Consider the following 16,026-nt stretch of genomic DNA (forward strand, 5'->3'; position numbering starts at 1 on the left):
CACCACGCAGGCAAGGCTGGCTGCCCTGCCGGCAGGGCAGCGCTGGCAGCACCCTTTCTCCGATGGAGGCTTCCGATGTTTCACACATCACATCACCCTGCCCGTTCGTTCATCTGCTGCGCCGTGCTGCTCCTGCTGGGCGCCTGTTCCCGGCACGCCGTCATGCTCAATTCGAAGCCGCAGGTACTGAGCGCCCCGCCGTCCGCAACCCAGTCGGCCAGCGAAGCAGACCAGCCGGGCATCCATGCGAACGCCGCGGGGCCCGACACCACGGAAGCCAGTGCGCCCTCCTGCACACCCGTTGCTGCAGACGGGGTCAAGGCGGTGCATGCGACTCCGCCCGCCTCGCAGCAGCCCGATGATCCGCAGAAACAGAAGGCCCGCGCACTGCTGGATGCCGGCATTGCGGCGTACGACGCAGGGGATTATGCAAGGGCGCTACCCCTTTTCGAACAGGCCGACGCAGCCGGCCACCTCAAGGCGCAGCGCTACATCGGCCTGATGTATCTGAATGGTCAGGGCGTTCAGGCCAGTCCGGACAGGGCGTTCAACGCCTTTCAGGCGGCCGCAGACCGTGGGGACATCACCTCGCAGTGCTGGCTGGGGCTGATGTACGAAAACGGCACGGGCACGTCACAGGACATGGCACAGGCCGTGAAGTGGTACGAGACATCGGCGCAACGCGGCGACCTGATTGCGGCACCGGCCATGACGGCACTGGGCCGGCTGTACGAATCCGGCAAGGGTGTGCCGCGCAATACCGGCACGGCCATCGGCTGGTATCGCAAGGCCGCCGCGACGGGTGAAAAGGATGCCATCGACGCGTTGCAGCGGCTGGACGCCGGTACGGGCACCAGGCACTGACATGCCGTGGCCTTCCCCAACAGCGCGCGGATTCGGGGCCAGCCCTGGGAAAGCCCTTTTGGGCACGCATGACTGTGTTGGCCGTGCCTTGAAGCCATCAAAGGATTCTGCGGCACGGTCGCCTTGTCCTGCACGCCCTGCAGGGGGGTTCGCAGGGACATGAGCCCACGACAGGCGCCAAGGACGCTAAGCGCTTCGTGCGCGCACCGCCGAAAAGGCGCGCCATGCGCTGAGCAGCGCCAGGACGGCCAGCACCAGCAGCAGCACGAAGGCATACTGGCTGCCATGGCGGGTGCCCTCGGCCAGGCTTTGCGGATAATGTGCCTGGGTACCGGCCACGATGCTGGCAGCCACCGAGGTGCCCACGGCCCCCGAGAGCTGCTGCAGCGTGTTGAGCACGGCATTGCCGTCGGCCGAAAGATCTGCGGGCAGCTGGCGCAGCCCATCGGTCATCATGTTGCCCACGGCCAGCCCCTGGCCCGTTGCATACAGCGTATAGAAGCCCATGAACAGCACGGTGGTGAGCTGCAGGCCATATACGGCAAACAGCGCAAGCGACACGATGATCACCACCGTACCCCCCAGAACCGGCCGTGGCGCACCCAGCCGGTCAAGCAGCCGGCCGGCAAAGGGCGCCATCAGCGCCCCCACGACACACCCCGGCAGCAGCAGCATGCCCGCCACGCGTGCCGACTGGCCATCCACCAGCTGGGAATAGTTGGGAATCAGATACCCCAGTGACAGCACGCAGAACTGGATCAGCAGGATGAACGCCAGGCTGAACACAAAGGCCTCGCGTCCGAACACCTCCAGCCGGATCAGGGGCGTTTCACTGCGCGCAGAACGGCGGCAGAACTGTGCGAGCGACAGGGCACTCAGGCCAAACAGCCCGCCCACCACGGAACTCATCCAGCCATGCGAGGCAGCCTGCTCGGTGGCGAAAATGAAGGCAGAAAATCCCACCACCAGCAGGGCGTAATCGGCCACGGAAAAAGCCCCGTTTTCGGCCGCGCTGGCCGCTTCGTTGCCCTCGTGGTGAGATGCTGTCTGCTGCGTGCCCTGTGCAACGGATCCGGATGCTGGCTGGCGTACCGTTTTCACACCCAGCCCCAGCGACAGCAGCAGCACCGGCACCAGCATCCAGAAAATCACGCGCCAGCCATAGCTGTCGACGATCACGCCGCCCAGTACCGGACCCACGGCCGGCGCCATGGCGGTGATCAGCGAGCCCACCCCCATCAGCAGGCCCAGCCGGCTGGCCGGTGCCTGCCCCAGAATGATGTTGAACATCAGGGGCAACGCAATACCGGTGGCGGCCCCCTGTATCAGCCGCCCGGCCAGCAGCACCGAAAAGTGGGGTGCCAGCGCGCACAGCACGGTGGCGCCCAGAAACAGCAGGTTGGCCACCAGAAACAGCGCCTTCAGTGTATGGCGCCGCTTCAGAAAGGACGACAGCGGCACCACCAGGGCCAATGCCAGCAGATACCCGGTGGTGAGCCATTGCACGGTGGAAGTGCCGATGCCCAACTCACGCATCAGGGTGGGAAAGGTGACGTTCATGGCCGTCTCGCTCACCACCCCGGAAAACGACATCAGCCCGGTAGCCACGATGGCGGCCACCAGGCTGGGGCTGATTCTGTCCTGCTGCATGCTTCACTCCACGGGTAGGCCAGTACACATTATGGGCCCCCAAAAGCATCGCAGGAAACCGTCACCCCCGGCGCTGGCGGAATATCCATTCGCGCACCGGGGCGATGTCGTACGCGTATTGCCAGGTGGCCGTGTGCCCCGAGGCGCCGCCTGCATTGGCCTGCGCTTCCGTTTTGAACACCGAGCCTTTGGTGAAGGACACGAAATTGATGTTGGCCCCTCTTGCATCCATGCGCCGGAAAGCGGCCAGAAATTCGGCGGGCGTCCACTGGGCATTCCATTCGCCCCGGGCCACCCTGGCGCCGTATTCGGCCAGTTTTTCCACGATGGCCGTCTGGCCGGGGTACGCCTTGGCATCATCCTGCGAGACAGTGATCCACCATTTCACGCCGGCCATGTTCTGCGTGATCAGGTCGGCATTCCACTGGCAGGCAACCAGATACGAGGCAGCAAAGAAATCTGGATACTTGATGTTCATGGCAATGGACATCATGCCGCCGCCCGACTGGCCGGTGGTGTAGATACGGTTTTCGTCGATGGGCAGGTCACTGGTCAGCTGCCTGACCAGGTTGATGGTGGCATCCAGATAGCCGGAGGTTCTGTTGTCGTCGTCGGCGATGATCTCGTCGAACTGCGGGGCCAGCACGAAGCACGGGTTGCGCGACTGGGCCTCGGGCCGCGCCCAGGCAATGGCGCCATCGCCCTGATAGAGCGTGGCTTCGACATTGCTGCCGGTCACGCCCGCATCGTGCATGAACAGCACCAGCGGATAGCGCTGGCCGGCCCGGCGGTTGCGGGGGGCAAACAGGTTGTAGCGCACCGTCTTGCCGGTGGCTTCATCCCGGTATTCGAAGTGCTGGAAATCGTCGAACACACGGTTGACGGCGCGGGAGGTGGTGAGCGTCTGCGCACTCCCCTGACCGTTTGAAGGCTCCACGATCACCGTGGCACGGGCAGCCTTGAGCGTGGGGGCGGCTTCCTGTTTTTCGCCGGCATTGCCGGGACCTTTACCCGCATCGGCTGCCGCCGTATTGCCGGAGGCGGTACCGGACGCATTGCCTGCCCCGATGCCCGCAGCGTTGCCGGATGCGGCACCGGACGCACTGCCCGCTCCGGCACCGGCAGCGTTGCCAGATGCTGCACCGGACGCACTACCTGCCCCAGTGACGGCAGCATTGCCGGATGCTTCGTCTGCGTTCTGGCCAGCCGCTGCGCTGGCGTCTTTTCCAGCCGGCGGGTGCTTGACCACCAGCAGGGCACCGGCTTCGTCGGGGTTCAGCTCGATGACCACATAGCGCCCCGAACGGTAGGGCGTACCCGCGGGCGTACGGCTGACATAGACCTCGCGGATGGTGCGACCTTCCACGCGGTAGTCCGCCGCCTTGATCTGGGCCGCATTGACGGGACGGCGGTATTCGACCGATACGCCCATCAACCGCATGCCGTCGCCATAGACCTCGGTGATGGCGGTGGCATTGTCGGCAGGATTGTCCTGTTCACGGGCCTGTACGGACAGGCTGAGGGAAGCAGTGGCTCCGGCGGCGGCGACACCCGCGGCAGTGACCAGAAATTCGCGGCGGTTGGGCATGGAACGGCTCCTGAAAAACAACGTCTTGACAGTATGCCAGCCACCCCGCCGGGCGGGCCTTCGCAGACATCACACGTCCCGTGGCCGGGCAGATACGTGGCATGCGCGCAACGACAGACGGTACTTCACGCCCTGTGGGAGGGCACGGGGACGAATGAGTCCATCAAACACCCCCAGGGTCAACGGCGGAAACGCTCAATACAGCCGGCAATGCTCAATATGGTCAGCAATGATCAATACAGGCGGAAATGGTCAATACGTCCTGAACCCTCATTCAACAATGAACATCGCCATCTGGTCAGTGGCCGTTCCTATAATGGCCTCAGATATTTCCTCCCCTCCCCACGCTCCCAATGACTTTCATCCTTTCCGTCCTCAAATGGCTCACCCTGTTTGCCCTCGTCCTGTGGGGAATCTACTGGGCCTACATGAAGTTCAATCCGGTGTTCGGTGGCACGCCGGATGCGGCCAGCATGGCACGCATCCAGCAGTCCCGGGCCTTTGCCGGCGAGGTGTTCCACAACCTCACGCCCACCACACTGCAGACCAGCGAAGGCGAGCCGATGACGCTGTGGTCGTGGATGAACAACTATTTTCTGCCGCCCACCGGCAAGAACCCCACCGAACCGCTGCCCAGCCGGGCGCTGGACACCGCAGCCCTGAAGGATGGCTCGCTGGCCTGGTTCGGGCATTCATCGGTGCTGTTCCAGACGGCAGGCAAGCGTTTTCTGGTGGATCCGGTGTTCTATCGGGCCACGCCGCTGCCCTTTGGCGGCCAGCCGTTCCGGCAGAAACATCCCACACTGCCGCCCAATCTGCCGCCGCTGGATGCCGTACTGATTTCACATGACCATTATGACCATCTGGACATGCGGGCCATCAGGGAGCTGGCACCGAAGGTGGGGCACTTCTATGTGCCGCTGGGTGTGAAGGCGCATCTGCAGCGCTGGGGCATTCCCGACGGGAAGATCACGGAAATGGACCAGCTGGAAACAGCCGGGCTGGGCGACGTGAAGCTGACACTGACCTGGTCACGCCATTTCAGTGGCCGCACCTTCGACGGGCGCAACAAAACGCTGTGGGGCTCGTGGGTGGTGAAATCGCCGGGCTTTTCGCTGTTCTTCAACGGCGACAGCGGCTACGACAAACACTTCCGCATGATCGGCGAACAGTTCGGGCCGTTCGACATCGTGCTGATGGAAAACGGCGCCTACAACGGCAACTGGGCGCAGATTCACATGAAGCCCGAGCAGTCGGTGCAGGCCGCGCTGAATGTGCGCGCCCGGCTGGTACTGCCCATTCACTGGGGCAAGTACGATCTGGCCTTCCACGAGTGGCGCGAACCCATCGAGCGCTTCATGGCCGAATACCGGCGGCTGATGCATCCGGCCGATGGCAAACTGCCCACCTTCGATGGCCAGCCGATGAAGGTGACCACGCCGCTGCCGGGTGAGGTCTTCAGCATCGGCCAGCCGCCACAGACGGACTGGTGGAAAGAGGCCAAATGACCGTCACTCGCCTCCGGGCAAGTGCTGTTTCAGAACGCCTGCTGTATCCAGTTCATCCGGCCGGCCTCGAAGGCCACGACATCGAAGCGGCACGGCGGCCAGCCGTGGCTGCCACAGTGCGCCTGCATCCAGAGCTGGGCAGCGCGAATGATGCGCTGCTGCTTGCGGCCATCGATGCTGCCGGCGGCCCCACCCCAGCCCAGCGAGGCACGGGCACGTACCTCGACGAACACGATGATGGGCCCCTCCCGCATGACGAGGTCGATCTCGCCCAGCTTGTAGCGCACGTTGGCCGCAATGAACACCAGGCCTGCCTGCTCCAGGATGCTCCGTGCCCGCCGTTCGGCCTTCTGGCCCGCTCGCTGGCGGGGAGTTTGAGGCGATGCAACGGCCATGGCTGGCCCACCCGACATCGGCATGGCATGGCGGGGCAGCGGCGCAGGGTCAGCCGATAGCGCTGTATCCATGGCCTTGGCCATCGCGGCAGCCGCCACGGCACGGCGCCTTCTCGGCAGGGCGGGTTGCATGTTCGTGAAATTGTCGCCGTTTTCCACTGCGGATACTCACAAAAAGGGCGGCATCTGCCGCCCGTGGCGGGAAGGGCTACCTTAGCAAAGCCCCCCACCTGTCTGAAGTATCCGCTGCCGAACGGTTTGCCACAGCCCTGTACCGGCTGCACGCCTGCTGCACTTCAGATGGCCACCGGCACACCGTTGCGGTATTCGGCCGGGACCAGCGTCCGCTCGATGACGGGATAGCTGCCGTCGTAACGCAGCTTGCCGGTCAGGCCCTGCATGTCGAGGGTGGTGGCACCGCTGAACATTTCGCGGCCGATGCGCAGGGCGTCGATGCCCAGGGCGTAGAGGCGCTTCATTTCGAGGCTGAAATCATCCGGCGGTGCGGCAAAGCCCTGGGCACCAAAGCTCTGCGGCTGGATGATGCCGGGCATTTCCACCAGTTTCACACCGTCCAGCTCCGGAATGGGGTTGTTGGCGTCCGGCCCGCCGATGGAGAGCTGCGAGGTACCGAAGGCCGGTTTGCCCTTGCCGGTGAGCAGGCGCACCGGCCTGGCCAGATGTGAGGCCATGGACAGGAAGTAGAAGTCACCCTGCTCTTTTTTGGCCACTTCACGGAATTTGTAAAGGGCGCTTTCTTCCAGCTCGATGGGCAGGTCGGCCTCGCCGCCCTGGGCAAGCCACTGGCCATGGAAGACGGCGGCAGCGCGGCGGCCCACCTGGTTGGCGGCGGTGATGATGATGGCCCGCGGTGCCTTGCGGCTGCTGGCCTGTTTGCGCATGTTCTGGAAGGCCAGATCAGCCACCTGTACGGCTTCCTGTTCGGCACCGATGGAAAAGACCAGCACGTTCCAGGGCACACTGCCGTCGCCTTCGAACTGGTTGAGCGCCAGGGTGGTGATGGGCACCTCGCCAAAGCCGGCCAGTGCAGCCGTACCATTGCGGGTGAGCGGCCCGATGACCAGCGAAGTCCCCCGGCGCAGCATGCCCTGATAGGCGGCGGTGAGCTGTTTGGGCGATTCGTCGGTTTCGTAGATGTCGATGGCATAGCCGGAGGGCAGCCGCCTGAAGGCGGTCTCGATGCCGGCCTTCAGGGCCTGCGAGGCCCGTCCGAAGGTCTTGCCGGACTTGGGTAACAATAGTCCGATCCGGTCCACGCCGGCAGCGCGCACCAGTCCGGGCCATCCGGTCGTGCCCAGTGCCACCGCCCCTGCCGTTGCCAGGGTCCCCTTCATCCAGTCTCGACGCTGCATCATGCCCTCATGCCAGTTAGCCGGCCCTGCCGGTTCCGGGGAGCACACCGTCCACTCGGCCGACGGTTCTTCCCCTGTGTATCCAACGCTTGCCGCTGCATTATATGTAGTGGCCACGCCCATCGGAAACCTCGAAGATATCAGCAACCGGGCCGCACGGACGCTGCGGGCCGCCACATGGATTGCCGCCGAGGACACCCGCAGCAGCCGGCCGCTGCTGCAGTCGCTGGGTATCGGTCACGCACGCACGCTGGCCCTGCACGCACACAACGAGGCCAGCCAGACCGGAAGACTGCTGGACCTGATCCGCGACGGCGCATCGATTGCCCTTATCACGGATGCGGGTACGCCGGGTCTCAGTGACCCGGGAGCGCTGCTGGTAGCGGCGGCACACGAGGCCGGCCTGATGGTTGTACCGGTGCCGGGCGCCAGTGCGGCCACCACACTGCTCAGTGCGGCGGGGCTGCCGGGCGGGCGCTTTTTCTTCGAGGGATTTCTGCCCACGCGCTCGAAGCCGCGTGCGGAGCGGCTCGAAACGCTGGCGGCCTCCGGACAGGCGTTCATGCTGTTCGAGGCACCGCATCGCATCGAGGCGCTGGCCAGTGAGCTGTGCAGCCTGCCGGGCGCACTGCCCGCCAACGGCACTGCAGGGCGCGAGGTGGTGATCGGCCGGGAGCTGACCAAGCGCTTCGAACAGATCGTGCGGATGCCGCTGGCAGCACTGCCGGACTGGCTGGCGGCAGACGAAAATCATCGCCGGGGTGAGTTCGCACTGCTGGTGTTCGGGCCTCCTGCCGATGGGGAACACGAAGGCGGCAAGTCCTCACTTACATCATTGGGACTCAAGGCCATGCAGCTGCTGTCGGAGGCGATGCCCCCCCGGCAGGCAGCCAAACTGGCAGCGCGCATCAGCGGTGATGCGGCCGATGCGCTGTACCAGGCGCAGTTGGCCAGAAAGAAGTGAGCATGTGCCCACTTCCCTTACCAATGTCAGCGGCGGATCACGCCCGGCTTGTGGCCGGTACGGGCGCCGATGTCGGCAGCAGCAGCCCGGGCCTGCGCTTCGTCACGGTAGGGGCCGAGCAGAACGCGGTAGTTCTCGCCGCGCTGGTCCAGCTCCAGCGGTGGGTCGTCAGGTGTGGTGCGCGCCTGCTGCTCGCGCTGGGCGCGCAGGGCATTGTCGAGCTGGTGGAAGACGCCCAGCTGCAGAAACCAGTGACCTCCTTGCGCAGGCCGGGCCGACTGCGGACTGGCACGCAATTCGCGGGATGGTTCCGAAGCAGGCGGCTCGGCTGCCGCGGATGCCTCGGCAGGTGGGGCATCCGGAGGCGTATCGGAGGGCTGCCCCCCCGGAGAGGCGGCGGATACTGACGCCGGGGTCGATCGGGGCTGGGGCCGGTCTGGTGACTGGGCCTGGCGCTGGTTCTGCGCCCCCGGTTGCTCCTGTGCCGGGGCGGGTGTGCTGGCTGAAAGGGGGGCCGCATCGGCCGTGGCCGCGACAGGCAGCGCCACCTCCGCCTGTTTCAGCGAGACGGGCTGCAGGGCGGGACCATTCGATGAAAGTGAGCGACCGCTCATGTCGCTGTCCAACGCGACGGGCTGAGGGGATGTCGCCGCCATGCGCGTACTGCCGGCTGCCGGATCGAGCAGCTCCACTTCCACATTGGTGTGGCCATTGCCCACATAGCCCAGCTTGCTGGCCGCCATGTAGGACAGATCGATCAGCCGGCCGCGCAGGAAGGGGCCGCGGTCGTTGACGCGCACCACCACCGACCGGCCGTTGTCGAGGCGAGTCACGCGCACATAGCTGGGCAGCGGCAGCGTGGGGTGCGCGGCCGTCATGCCATACATGTCGTAGGTTTCGCCGATGGAGGTTTTCTTGCCGTGGAAGCGCTGGCCGTACCAGGAAGCCACCCCCTGCTGGCGATAGGGCTTGCGTTCGGTCATCGGCACGAACTTCTGGCCCATCACCTCGTAGGGACGGTTGGCGCGGGCACGCAGCGGTTCATCCTTCGGGACGGGATCGGGCTGTTTCATCAGCGCGGCCACCCGCTGGGGGTCGGGACGGCCCGGGCCGTCATCCAGGTAATAGCCGCCGCCCGACTGGGCGCGGCTGGCGCAGCCGGCACTGAGTCCCAGCGCCAGCAGGGTGACGGCGCCGAGCGTCCTTCCGGTGGTGTTCATGGGCGCTGCTCCGGCGTTCTGCCCTGCCCTGCTGCGTCGTGCAGTCCTGCAGGGCGCTGTTCCGTGTCGTGCCGTCCGGCGTGGCGCTGTCCCGCATCGTGCTGTGCTGCGCCGCGCTGTGCTGCACTGTCGTGCGGTCCGGCATCGCGCCGCCGGGCAAGTTCGGCCTGCTCGGCCTGACGTGGCTTGCGGCCGGCGCCGGTAAACGCGAGGTCGTAGAGCCAGCAGGGCAGAATCCGCAGCAGCCGGGCCACCCAGCCCATCTGCCAGGGAATCACCACGCGCCGGCGCCGCGCCACGATGGCGTCGACGGCCGCCCGGGCGAAGCGGTCGGCCGGCATCAGGAAGGGCATGTGATAGGGGTTGATCCGGGTCATGTCGGTATCGATGAATCCCGGGGCGATGGTCACGACCGACACGCCGTGGGGGCGCATTTCCAGTCGCAGACTTTCCAGATAGACGGCCACGGCGGCCTTGCTGGCACTGTAGGCGCCCGAGCCGGGCAGCCCCCGCACGCCGGCCACGCTGGCAATGCCCACGAGCGTGCCGGTACCGGCGGCCTTCATGCTGGCCAGGAACGGAGCAAAACTGTCGTAGACGCCCTGTACGTTGACGGCCATGACACGGGCGAACACGTCACGGTCCTCGCGCTCTTCGGTGAGGGTGCCGACGCTGATGCCCGCGTTGGCGATGACGATGTCCGGGGCGCCATGGGCCGCCACGAAGCGCCCGGCATGCAGGCTCAGGGCCTCGTGGTCGGTGATGTCGACCGTCTGGGTGATGGCCCGGATGCCGGGCAGTTCTGCCGCCAGTTCGGCCAGCCGGTCGGCACGGCGCGCGAGCAGCAGCATGGTGCAGCCCGGAAAACGGGCCGCCAGTTCCAGGGCCATGGCGCGGCCCAGACCGCTGGAGGCCCCGGTGATGACGATGCGCTTGCCCGCACTGGCCCGCGGCTGCCCGGCAGATGCAGCCGGCCCCGACGGATCGTGCATCGGGGATCCGGCCGGCCCCGACGGATCGGGCGCCGGGAATCCGGCCGGCGTGGCAGGATCCGGCGCCGGTGATTTGCCGGACACGGCCATCACCCGGGGAGCTTCGGCGGTTTTCACGTCAGCCCCGCGTGGAGACGATGGGTTGGCATGGCCCGGCACCGCGGCATGGTCCTCAGTTGGCGGCCTTGCTGCCCGACTGGATGCGGGCCAGCAGGGCGTTCAGCACGTCGATGGCCGCCTCGTTGGAGCCAGCCATGGCCGGACTGGTGACGTACTGGCCACCCACGGCCAGCGTCGGCACACCATCCACGCCCCACGCGGTGGTGGTCTTGTTGGCGCGCTGCATCTGGGTTTTCACGCCGAAGGAGTTGTAGGCGTTTTCGAAGGCGGCAGGGTCGACCTTGACGTTGGCCAGCACTTCCTTCATTTCATCCAGCTTCTGCATGGGCTTGCGCTCTTTCTGGATGGCCTGGAAGATGGCGTTGCGGGTTTCCTCGTCTTCCCGGTTGATGGCCTGCAGGGCATAGAACATCTGCTGGTGCGGACGGCTGAAGAACGGCACGTGCACACGGCGGAACACCACGCCTTCCGGCACCTTCTTGCTCCAGGCCGAGATGGTGGGCTCGAAGGCGTAGCAGTGCGGGCAGCCATACCAGAAGAATTCGATGACCTCGGTCTTGCCGGCCGGCACGTCGGAGGCGATGCGACCGGACATGGTCTTGAAGTTCTTGCCCTCGGACAGGTTGTCGGCGGCCTGGGCGGCCAGCGGCATCAGCGCCAGCGCAACGGCAGCGGAAACGGTCGAGAGAAACTGTTTGCGATTCATGGAACCATCCTCGAGATAACGGCGGCAGAGAGATCCACATCGCCGAAAACCAAACATCCCTGCGCACATCCCGGTGCGTGCGCAGCCAAAAAAGCTCAAACGGCAAGCTTAACCGCCCGGTTTACGTCATGCGTACGCGGGCGGCACCGTTCGTTAGCCAAACGTAACCATGTATCGGGGCGCCGTTCAGCGCATGCGCACGGCGGCGGCCTCGATGCCATCGTCCGCCAGCTCGCGACGAATCTGGTTGACCTGATCGAGCGAACCATAGGGGCCAATGCGTACCCGGTACACCGTCTGCCCCCCCACGGCGGCCGATTCCACCCGGGCTTCCAGCCCGCGCAGTGCCAAGTTGCCCTTGAGGCGGTCGGCATCGGCTTGGCGGCGGAACGAGCCAGCCTGCAGCAGAAAACCCCCCCGGGCAGCAGGCGCAGCCGCGGCAGATGCGGCATCTGCCGCAGGGGCGTCGGCCGGCGCCACGGGGGCGGCGGCATCCAGCGCCGCCGTGTCATCGCCGGCGGCCACGTCCACGGTCGATACACCCTGTGACTGCACCACGTTGCGCGGATCGGGCTGGGGCATGACCTGCTGGCGGCTGCTGCCCTGGTTGGGATCGGGCAGGGTGCTGCCCTGGGGAGCGTCCACACTGGGTACCGGCGAGGGCACCTCGGGGGCCGACTGGACCACCTTGCCCTTGTCGGGGGTGGACGGGGTGATGAACGGCAGCGGCGACTGGTAGATGTACCAGGCAATGCCGGCAGCCGCCCCGGCCCCGAGCATCAGGCCCAGCAAAATGCCCAGAAAGGTGCCGCCCTGCTGGGCGCGTGGCCCGCGCCAGACATGATGCGACCGGGTGTACGTCATGGGTACCCTGCCGGCGCCGGCATGCGTGACTGCATCGTTCTGGCACGGCAGGCCCATGGCGGCATGGCCCGCTTCCCGGGCAGGTCGTCGTGGACCGGTCTGTATGTCGGAATGGTCAAGTTGCATCAAACGGCTCCCTCGGCCGGCTTCGTTCACAGTCGTTCCGGCGCCGAAACGCCGATCAGCGCCATACCGCACCGCAGCACGGTGCGCACGGCCACCAGCAGGGCCATGCGGGCCTCCTGCAGGGCGGCATCGTCGATACGCACGCGCTCGGCGTTGTAGAAGGCGTGAAAATCGGCGGCCAGATCCTTCAGATAATAGGCCAGCTGGTGCGGCGCAAGCTCCCGTGCCGCATCGGCCAGCAGGGTCGGGAAGGCCGCCATGCGTGCCATCAGCGCATATTCGGACGGCGCGACCAGTCGCCCGATGGGGGCCTTTGCAGCCGCCGCCAGCGCCACTGCCTCGTCGGCATCGGCCAGGGCACCGCCGGCCTGCGCCAGAATGGAGCAGATCCGGGCGTGGGCATACTGGATGTAATAGACAGGGTTCTCGTCCGAACGCGACAGGGCCAGGTCCACGTCGAAGGTGAACTCGGTGTCGCCCTTGCGCGAGATGAGGAAGAAGCGCACGGCATCGCGCCCGCGAACCTCATCCCCGCCCCCCGACCATTCGATCAGGTCACGCAGCGTGACGTAACTGCCGGCACGCTTGGAGATCTTGACCTCCTGACCGCCACGCACGACGCGCACCATCTTGTGCAGCACGTAATCGGGGTAGCCCTGCGGAATGCCGGCCTCCAGCGCCTGCAGGCCGGCGCGCACCCGCGCCACCGTACCGTGATGGTCGGACCCCTGGATATTGATGGCCTGCGTGAAGCCCCGCTGCCACTTGTTCAGGTGGTAGGCCACGTCCGGCACGAAGTAGGTGTAGCCGCCCCCCGACTTGCGCATGACGCGATCCTTGTCGTCGCCATAGTCGGTGGTGCGCAGCCACAGCGCGCCATCCTGCTCGAAGGTATGGCCGCCTGCAACGAGACGGGCCACCGCGTCCTCGACCTTGCCGTCGGTGTAGAGCGACGATTCGAGGAAGTAATTGTCGAAACGCACGCCAAAGGCCGACAGATCCAGATCCTGCTCGCGGCGCAGGCAGGCCACGGCAAAGCGGCGCACGGCCTCCAGGTCATCGAGGTTGCCGGTGGCGGTTTCGGGCGGCTGGCCGTCGACCTGCACGGTTTCCTTCGCGACGAAGGCCCGCGCGATCTCGACAATGTAGTCACCCCGGTAGCCATCGGCCGGGAAGGACGGATCGTCCGGCGAAAGACCCCGGCCACGCGCCTGCACCGACAGCGCCAGATTGTTGATCTGCGCGCCGGCATCGTTGTAATAGAACTCGCGGTGCACCTGCCAGCCCTGCGAGGCCATCAGCCGGGCCAGCACATCGCCCAGCGCCGCCTGCCGGCCATGGCCGACGTGCAGCGGGCCGGTGGGATTGGCCGACACGAACTCCAGCATGACCTTGCGGCCACTGGCCGGCTGCCGGCCGAAGTCCTGGCCCTGTGCCAGCACCTCGTGCACCACGCGCTGGCGTGCCGCCGGGGTGAGCCGGAAATTGATGAAGCCCGGGCCGGCGATGTCGGCCTGTTCGATGAGGGCAGCGGCACCCGGCAGGGCCATCAGGGCGGCCACCAGCGACTCGGCCACCGCACGGGGCGGCTTTTTGAGCGCCCTGGCCAGCTGCATGGCCAGATTGGTTGCAAGATCACCATGTTCGGCCTGACGCGGCCGCTCCAGCGAGGGCACGACGGCAGCGGCCTGTTCGGCATCCACGCCGATGGCCACCATGGTCTGTGCCAGCAGCTGGCGCAATTCGTTTGTCTGTGTGGGAAGCATCCCGGCATTCTAGAGCCTGCCGCGCCGTTTGGGCGGATCGGAAAGGCTGGCTGATGTGTCCTGCCGACGGCCGGCCGCATCAGGGCACGTCATGGACACATGCGCCCCCGCGCCGGCCGCGGTCCCGTTCCCATACCAGTTCCAGCCCCAGCCCAGTCCCAGCCCAGCTCTGGCCCCAGCTCTGGCCCCAGCCCCGGCCCCGGCCATGGCCACAGGCTGACAGGACACTTTTGCTCTTTCGGCTACCCGTCGGATTACCTGACTGAATCGCCACGCCCCGGGGTGCGCCCTGCATGCAGTATGCCGTGGGTCGTTACAATACGGGCGTTACATAATTCTCACCGGAAAACCACCCGCACTCACGGGAGCCGCTGCGAAAGTCTGCGGGCACTTTGGGCCCAGAATCGGGATGAGCCAGAACACGTCATTTGTCCACAGTAGCGAGGCCATTGACCGCAAGTGACGATGCACTGGATCACCCAGGCATGGGAGCCAGGGTGCCGCATTGCGCTTTCACGACCCCGTCGGTGTGTTGGGCCAGTAGCGCGCAGCATGGCCGCTGGCCTGCCCGATACCCGGGCGGAGGCACGGCCTCGCATGCGCCGTCGCGCCGCATGCCATGGCGCGCGCCACGTGCCTGTTCCCGGGCGTTTTCCTGTCACCCGTCTCTTCCACCGTCTGGACCATGGACGCCAATTACAAGATCTCCCGCTCGTCCCTGCACATCGAAGTCACCGACCGCCTGCGCGAGATGATCTACGAACGCAGCCTGCAGCCCGGCGAACGCATCGACGAACTGGCCCTGTCGGCCCGCCTCGGTACCTCGCGCACCCCACTGCGCGAGGCCCTGAAGGTGCTGGCCCATGAAGGTCTGGTACGGCTGGTGCCGGGCCGGGGCGCCTTCGTCATCGAGCTGTCGTCCGCCGAAGTCGAGAGCCTCTTCCCCGTGCTGGGCCTGCTGCAGAGCCGTTGTGCCGGCGAGGCCGTCCGCCACCAGATCCCCGAGGACATCGTGGCGCTGGATGAACAGCTGGCCCGCATCGAGCAGGCCGTCACCGACGTACGCGAACTCGACTACTACCGCGCGGTCGACGCCTTCCACGGCCGGCTGCAGGCCATGGCCAACAACCCCTGGCTCACCCGCTCGCTCACCGACCTCGGTCACTTCCTCCAGATGGTGCGCAACCTGATGCCGCTGCCCGAAAACCGGCTGCGTCAGTCCATGGCCGAGTACCGCACCCTGATGAAGGCCATCCATCGCGGCGATGCCGAGGCAGCCGAACAGGTCGTCTACCTGCAGGCCACGGCCCAGCAACGTGCCTGGCGCACCCATCAGGCCCAGAGCCAGGCGGCAGTCGAAGCCGCCGGGGCATCAGCCGCAACCGGCGCACACGGCAGCAGAACCGGGCAGCCGGCGGACAGCACTGCTGCCGCGGCCACGCACACCACCGCTCCGGTCTCCACGGCCGGCAGCCATGGCGCAGTGCCCGGCACCACCACGGCCAGCCACGCAGGCGCCACCGGCAGCCACGCCGCTGCCAGCACCTCCATGGCCAGCAACACGCCCGTCAGCCACAACCACACCAGCGACACCCCCGCGAACGGCAGCACCGCCTCCGCCAGCACAGCCAGTGCGGCCAGTATGGCTGGCCATCATCTGCATGAACAGCCGGTTTCCAGGCATGTGAATACTCACACCACGACAGGGGGCCATACGGTCAACACCATCCGGCACGACCACGTCGTCGCAAGCAGTGCATCCACCACGGCTGCCACCATGGGCACTTCCCGCCCGCAGACACCACAGGGCGGTCATGGCCACGGCACGCGAAACACCGGCCATGATCAGGTGCAACACCAGCCCGAGGCCGAGTCGCTGGACGCCTGACA

At 66.3% G+C, this 16,026-nt stretch carries 12 protein-coding genes and 1 pseudogene; 4 read left to right on the forward strand and 9 right to left on the reverse strand.

Features of this window, described 5'->3' with window-relative positions; genetic code table 11:
• Window positions 1-75: 75 nt before the first annotated feature.
• Window positions 76-864: a tetratricopeptide repeat protein gene (locus EHV23_RS09560; protein ID WP_158615906.1), complete on the forward strand. Its 789-nt coding sequence runs from the start codon at window positions 76-78 to the stop codon at window positions 862-864.
• Window positions 865-1,050: 186 nt separating this feature from the next.
• Here EHV23_RS09560 and EHV23_RS09565 read toward each other — a convergent pair whose 3' ends face one another.
• On the reverse strand, window positions 1,051-2,514 hold the full coding sequence (locus tag EHV23_RS09565) for an MFS transporter (RefSeq protein ID WP_125095872.1): 1,464 nt from the start codon (window positions 2,512-2,514) through the stop codon (window positions 1,051-1,053).
• 61 nt (window positions 2,515-2,575) lie between these two features.
• Complete coding sequence (locus tag EHV23_RS09570; RefSeq protein ID WP_158615907.1) at window positions 2,576-4,102, reverse strand: Tat pathway signal protein; 1,527 nt, start codon at window positions 4,100-4,102, stop codon at window positions 2,576-2,578.
• A gap of 353 nt (window positions 4,103-4,455) precedes the next feature.
• Here EHV23_RS09570 and EHV23_RS09575 point away from each other — a divergent pair, with 353 nt between their 5' ends.
• Window positions 4,456-5,610, forward strand: coding sequence for an MBL fold metallo-hydrolase (locus EHV23_RS09575; protein WP_125095873.1), 1,155 nt, complete (start codon window positions 4,456-4,458; stop codon window positions 5,608-5,610).
• 29 nt (window positions 5,611-5,639) lie between these two features.
• Here the strand turns inward: EHV23_RS09575 and EHV23_RS09580 are convergent, their stop codons facing one another.
• A complete protein-coding gene (locus EHV23_RS09580) occupies window positions 5,640-6,005 on the reverse strand; it encodes a YraN family protein (protein ID WP_125095874.1) in 366 nt (121 codons plus the stop codon).
• Between the two features lie 296 nt (window positions 6,006-6,301).
• A complete protein-coding gene (locus EHV23_RS09585; RefSeq protein WP_158615908.1) occupies window positions 6,302-7,381 on the reverse strand; it encodes a penicillin-binding protein activator in 1,080 nt (359 codons plus the stop codon).
• 106 nt (window positions 7,382-7,487) lie between these two features.
• Here EHV23_RS09585 and rsmI point away from each other — a divergent pair, with 106 nt between their 5' ends.
• A complete protein-coding gene (gene rsmI, locus EHV23_RS09590) occupies window positions 7,488-8,342 on the forward strand; it encodes a 16S rRNA (cytidine(1402)-2'-O)-methyltransferase (RefSeq protein WP_238990414.1) in 855 nt (284 codons plus the stop codon).
• Between the two features lie 26 nt (window positions 8,343-8,368).
• Here rsmI and EHV23_RS09595 read toward each other — a convergent pair whose 3' ends face one another.
• From EHV23_RS09595 to argS, 5 genes and pseudogenes are all read right to left on the reverse strand, one after another.
• Window positions 8,369-9,562: a septal ring lytic transglycosylase RlpA family protein gene (locus EHV23_RS09595; protein ID WP_125095877.1), complete on the reverse strand. Its 1,194-nt coding sequence runs from the start codon at window positions 9,560-9,562 to the stop codon at window positions 8,369-8,371.
• Between the two features lie 179 nt (window positions 9,563-9,741).
• Window positions 9,742-10,554, reverse strand: a pseudogene (locus tag EHV23_RS09600) (SDR family oxidoreductase); the annotation flags it as partial.
• Window positions 10,555-10,726: 172 nt separating this feature from the next.
• Entirely contained in the window at window positions 10,727-11,380 is a 654-nt protein-coding gene (locus EHV23_RS09605) for a thiol:disulfide interchange protein DsbA/DsbL (RefSeq protein WP_158615909.1), read from the reverse strand.
• Window positions 11,381-11,566: 186 nt separating this feature from the next.
• Entirely contained in the window at window positions 11,567-12,244 is a 678-nt protein-coding gene (locus EHV23_RS09610) for an SPOR domain-containing protein (RefSeq protein WP_158615910.1), read from the reverse strand.
• Window positions 12,245-12,396: 152 nt separating this feature from the next.
• Window positions 12,397-14,136, reverse strand: a complete 1,740-nt coding sequence (argS, locus tag EHV23_RS09615) for an arginine--tRNA ligase (protein ID WP_125095880.1) — start codon at window positions 14,134-14,136, stop codon at window positions 12,397-12,399.
• A gap of 619 nt (window positions 14,137-14,755) precedes the next feature.
• On the opposite strand from argS, the gene EHV23_RS09620 reads away from it, so the two are divergent.
• Window positions 14,756-16,024, forward strand: coding sequence for a GntR family transcriptional regulator (locus EHV23_RS09620; protein ID WP_125095881.1), 1,269 nt, complete (start codon window positions 14,756-14,758; stop codon window positions 16,022-16,024).
• The last annotated feature ends 2 nt before the right edge of the window (window positions 16,025-16,026 follow it).

Origin of the sequence: Lautropia dentalis (genome assembly GCF_003892345.1) — a bacterium.
Taxonomy (GTDB): Bacteria; Pseudomonadota; Gammaproteobacteria; order Burkholderiales; family Burkholderiaceae_E; genus Lautropia; species Lautropia dentalis.

Bases quoted from the DNA above. Each gene is read 5' to 3' on its own strand.
- EHV23_RS09560 (WP_158615906.1), top strand. From the start codon at position 76: ATGTTTCACACATCACATCACCCTGCCCGTTCGTTCATCTGCTGCGCC.
- EHV23_RS09565 (WP_125095872.1), bottom strand. From the start codon at position 2,514: ATGCAGCAGGACAGAATCAGCCCCAGCCTGGTGGCCGCCATCGTGGCT.
- EHV23_RS09570 (WP_158615907.1), bottom strand. From the start codon at position 4,102: ATGCCCAACCGCCGCGAATTTCTGGTCACTGCCGCGGGTGTCGCCGCC.
- EHV23_RS09575 (WP_125095873.1), top strand. From the start codon at position 4,456: ATGACTTTCATCCTTTCCGTCCTCAAATGGCTCACCCTGTTTGCCCTC.
- EHV23_RS09580 (WP_125095874.1), bottom strand. From the start codon at position 6,005: ATGGCCGTTGCATCGCCTCAAACTCCCCGCCAGCGAGCGGGCCAGAAG.
- EHV23_RS09585 (WP_158615908.1), bottom strand. From the start codon at position 7,381: ATGATGCAGCGTCGAGACTGGATGAAGGGGACCCTGGCAACGGCAGGG.
- EHV23_RS09595 (WP_125095877.1), bottom strand. From the start codon at position 9,562: ATGAACACCACCGGAAGGACGCTCGGCGCCGTCACCCTGCTGGCGCTG.
- EHV23_RS09605 (WP_158615909.1), bottom strand. From the start codon at position 11,380: ATGAATCGCAAACAGTTTCTCTCGACCGTTTCCGCTGCCGTTGCGCTG.
- EHV23_RS09610 (WP_158615910.1), bottom strand. From the start codon at position 12,244: ATGACGTACACCCGGTCGCATCATGTCTGGCGCGGGCCACGCGCCCAG.
- argS (WP_125095880.1), bottom strand. From the start codon at position 14,136: ATGCTTCCCACACAGACAAACGAATTGCGCCAGCTGCTGGCACAGACC.
- EHV23_RS09620 (WP_125095881.1), top strand. From the start codon at position 14,756: ATGGCGCGCGCCACGTGCCTGTTCCCGGGCGTTTTCCTGTCACCCGTC.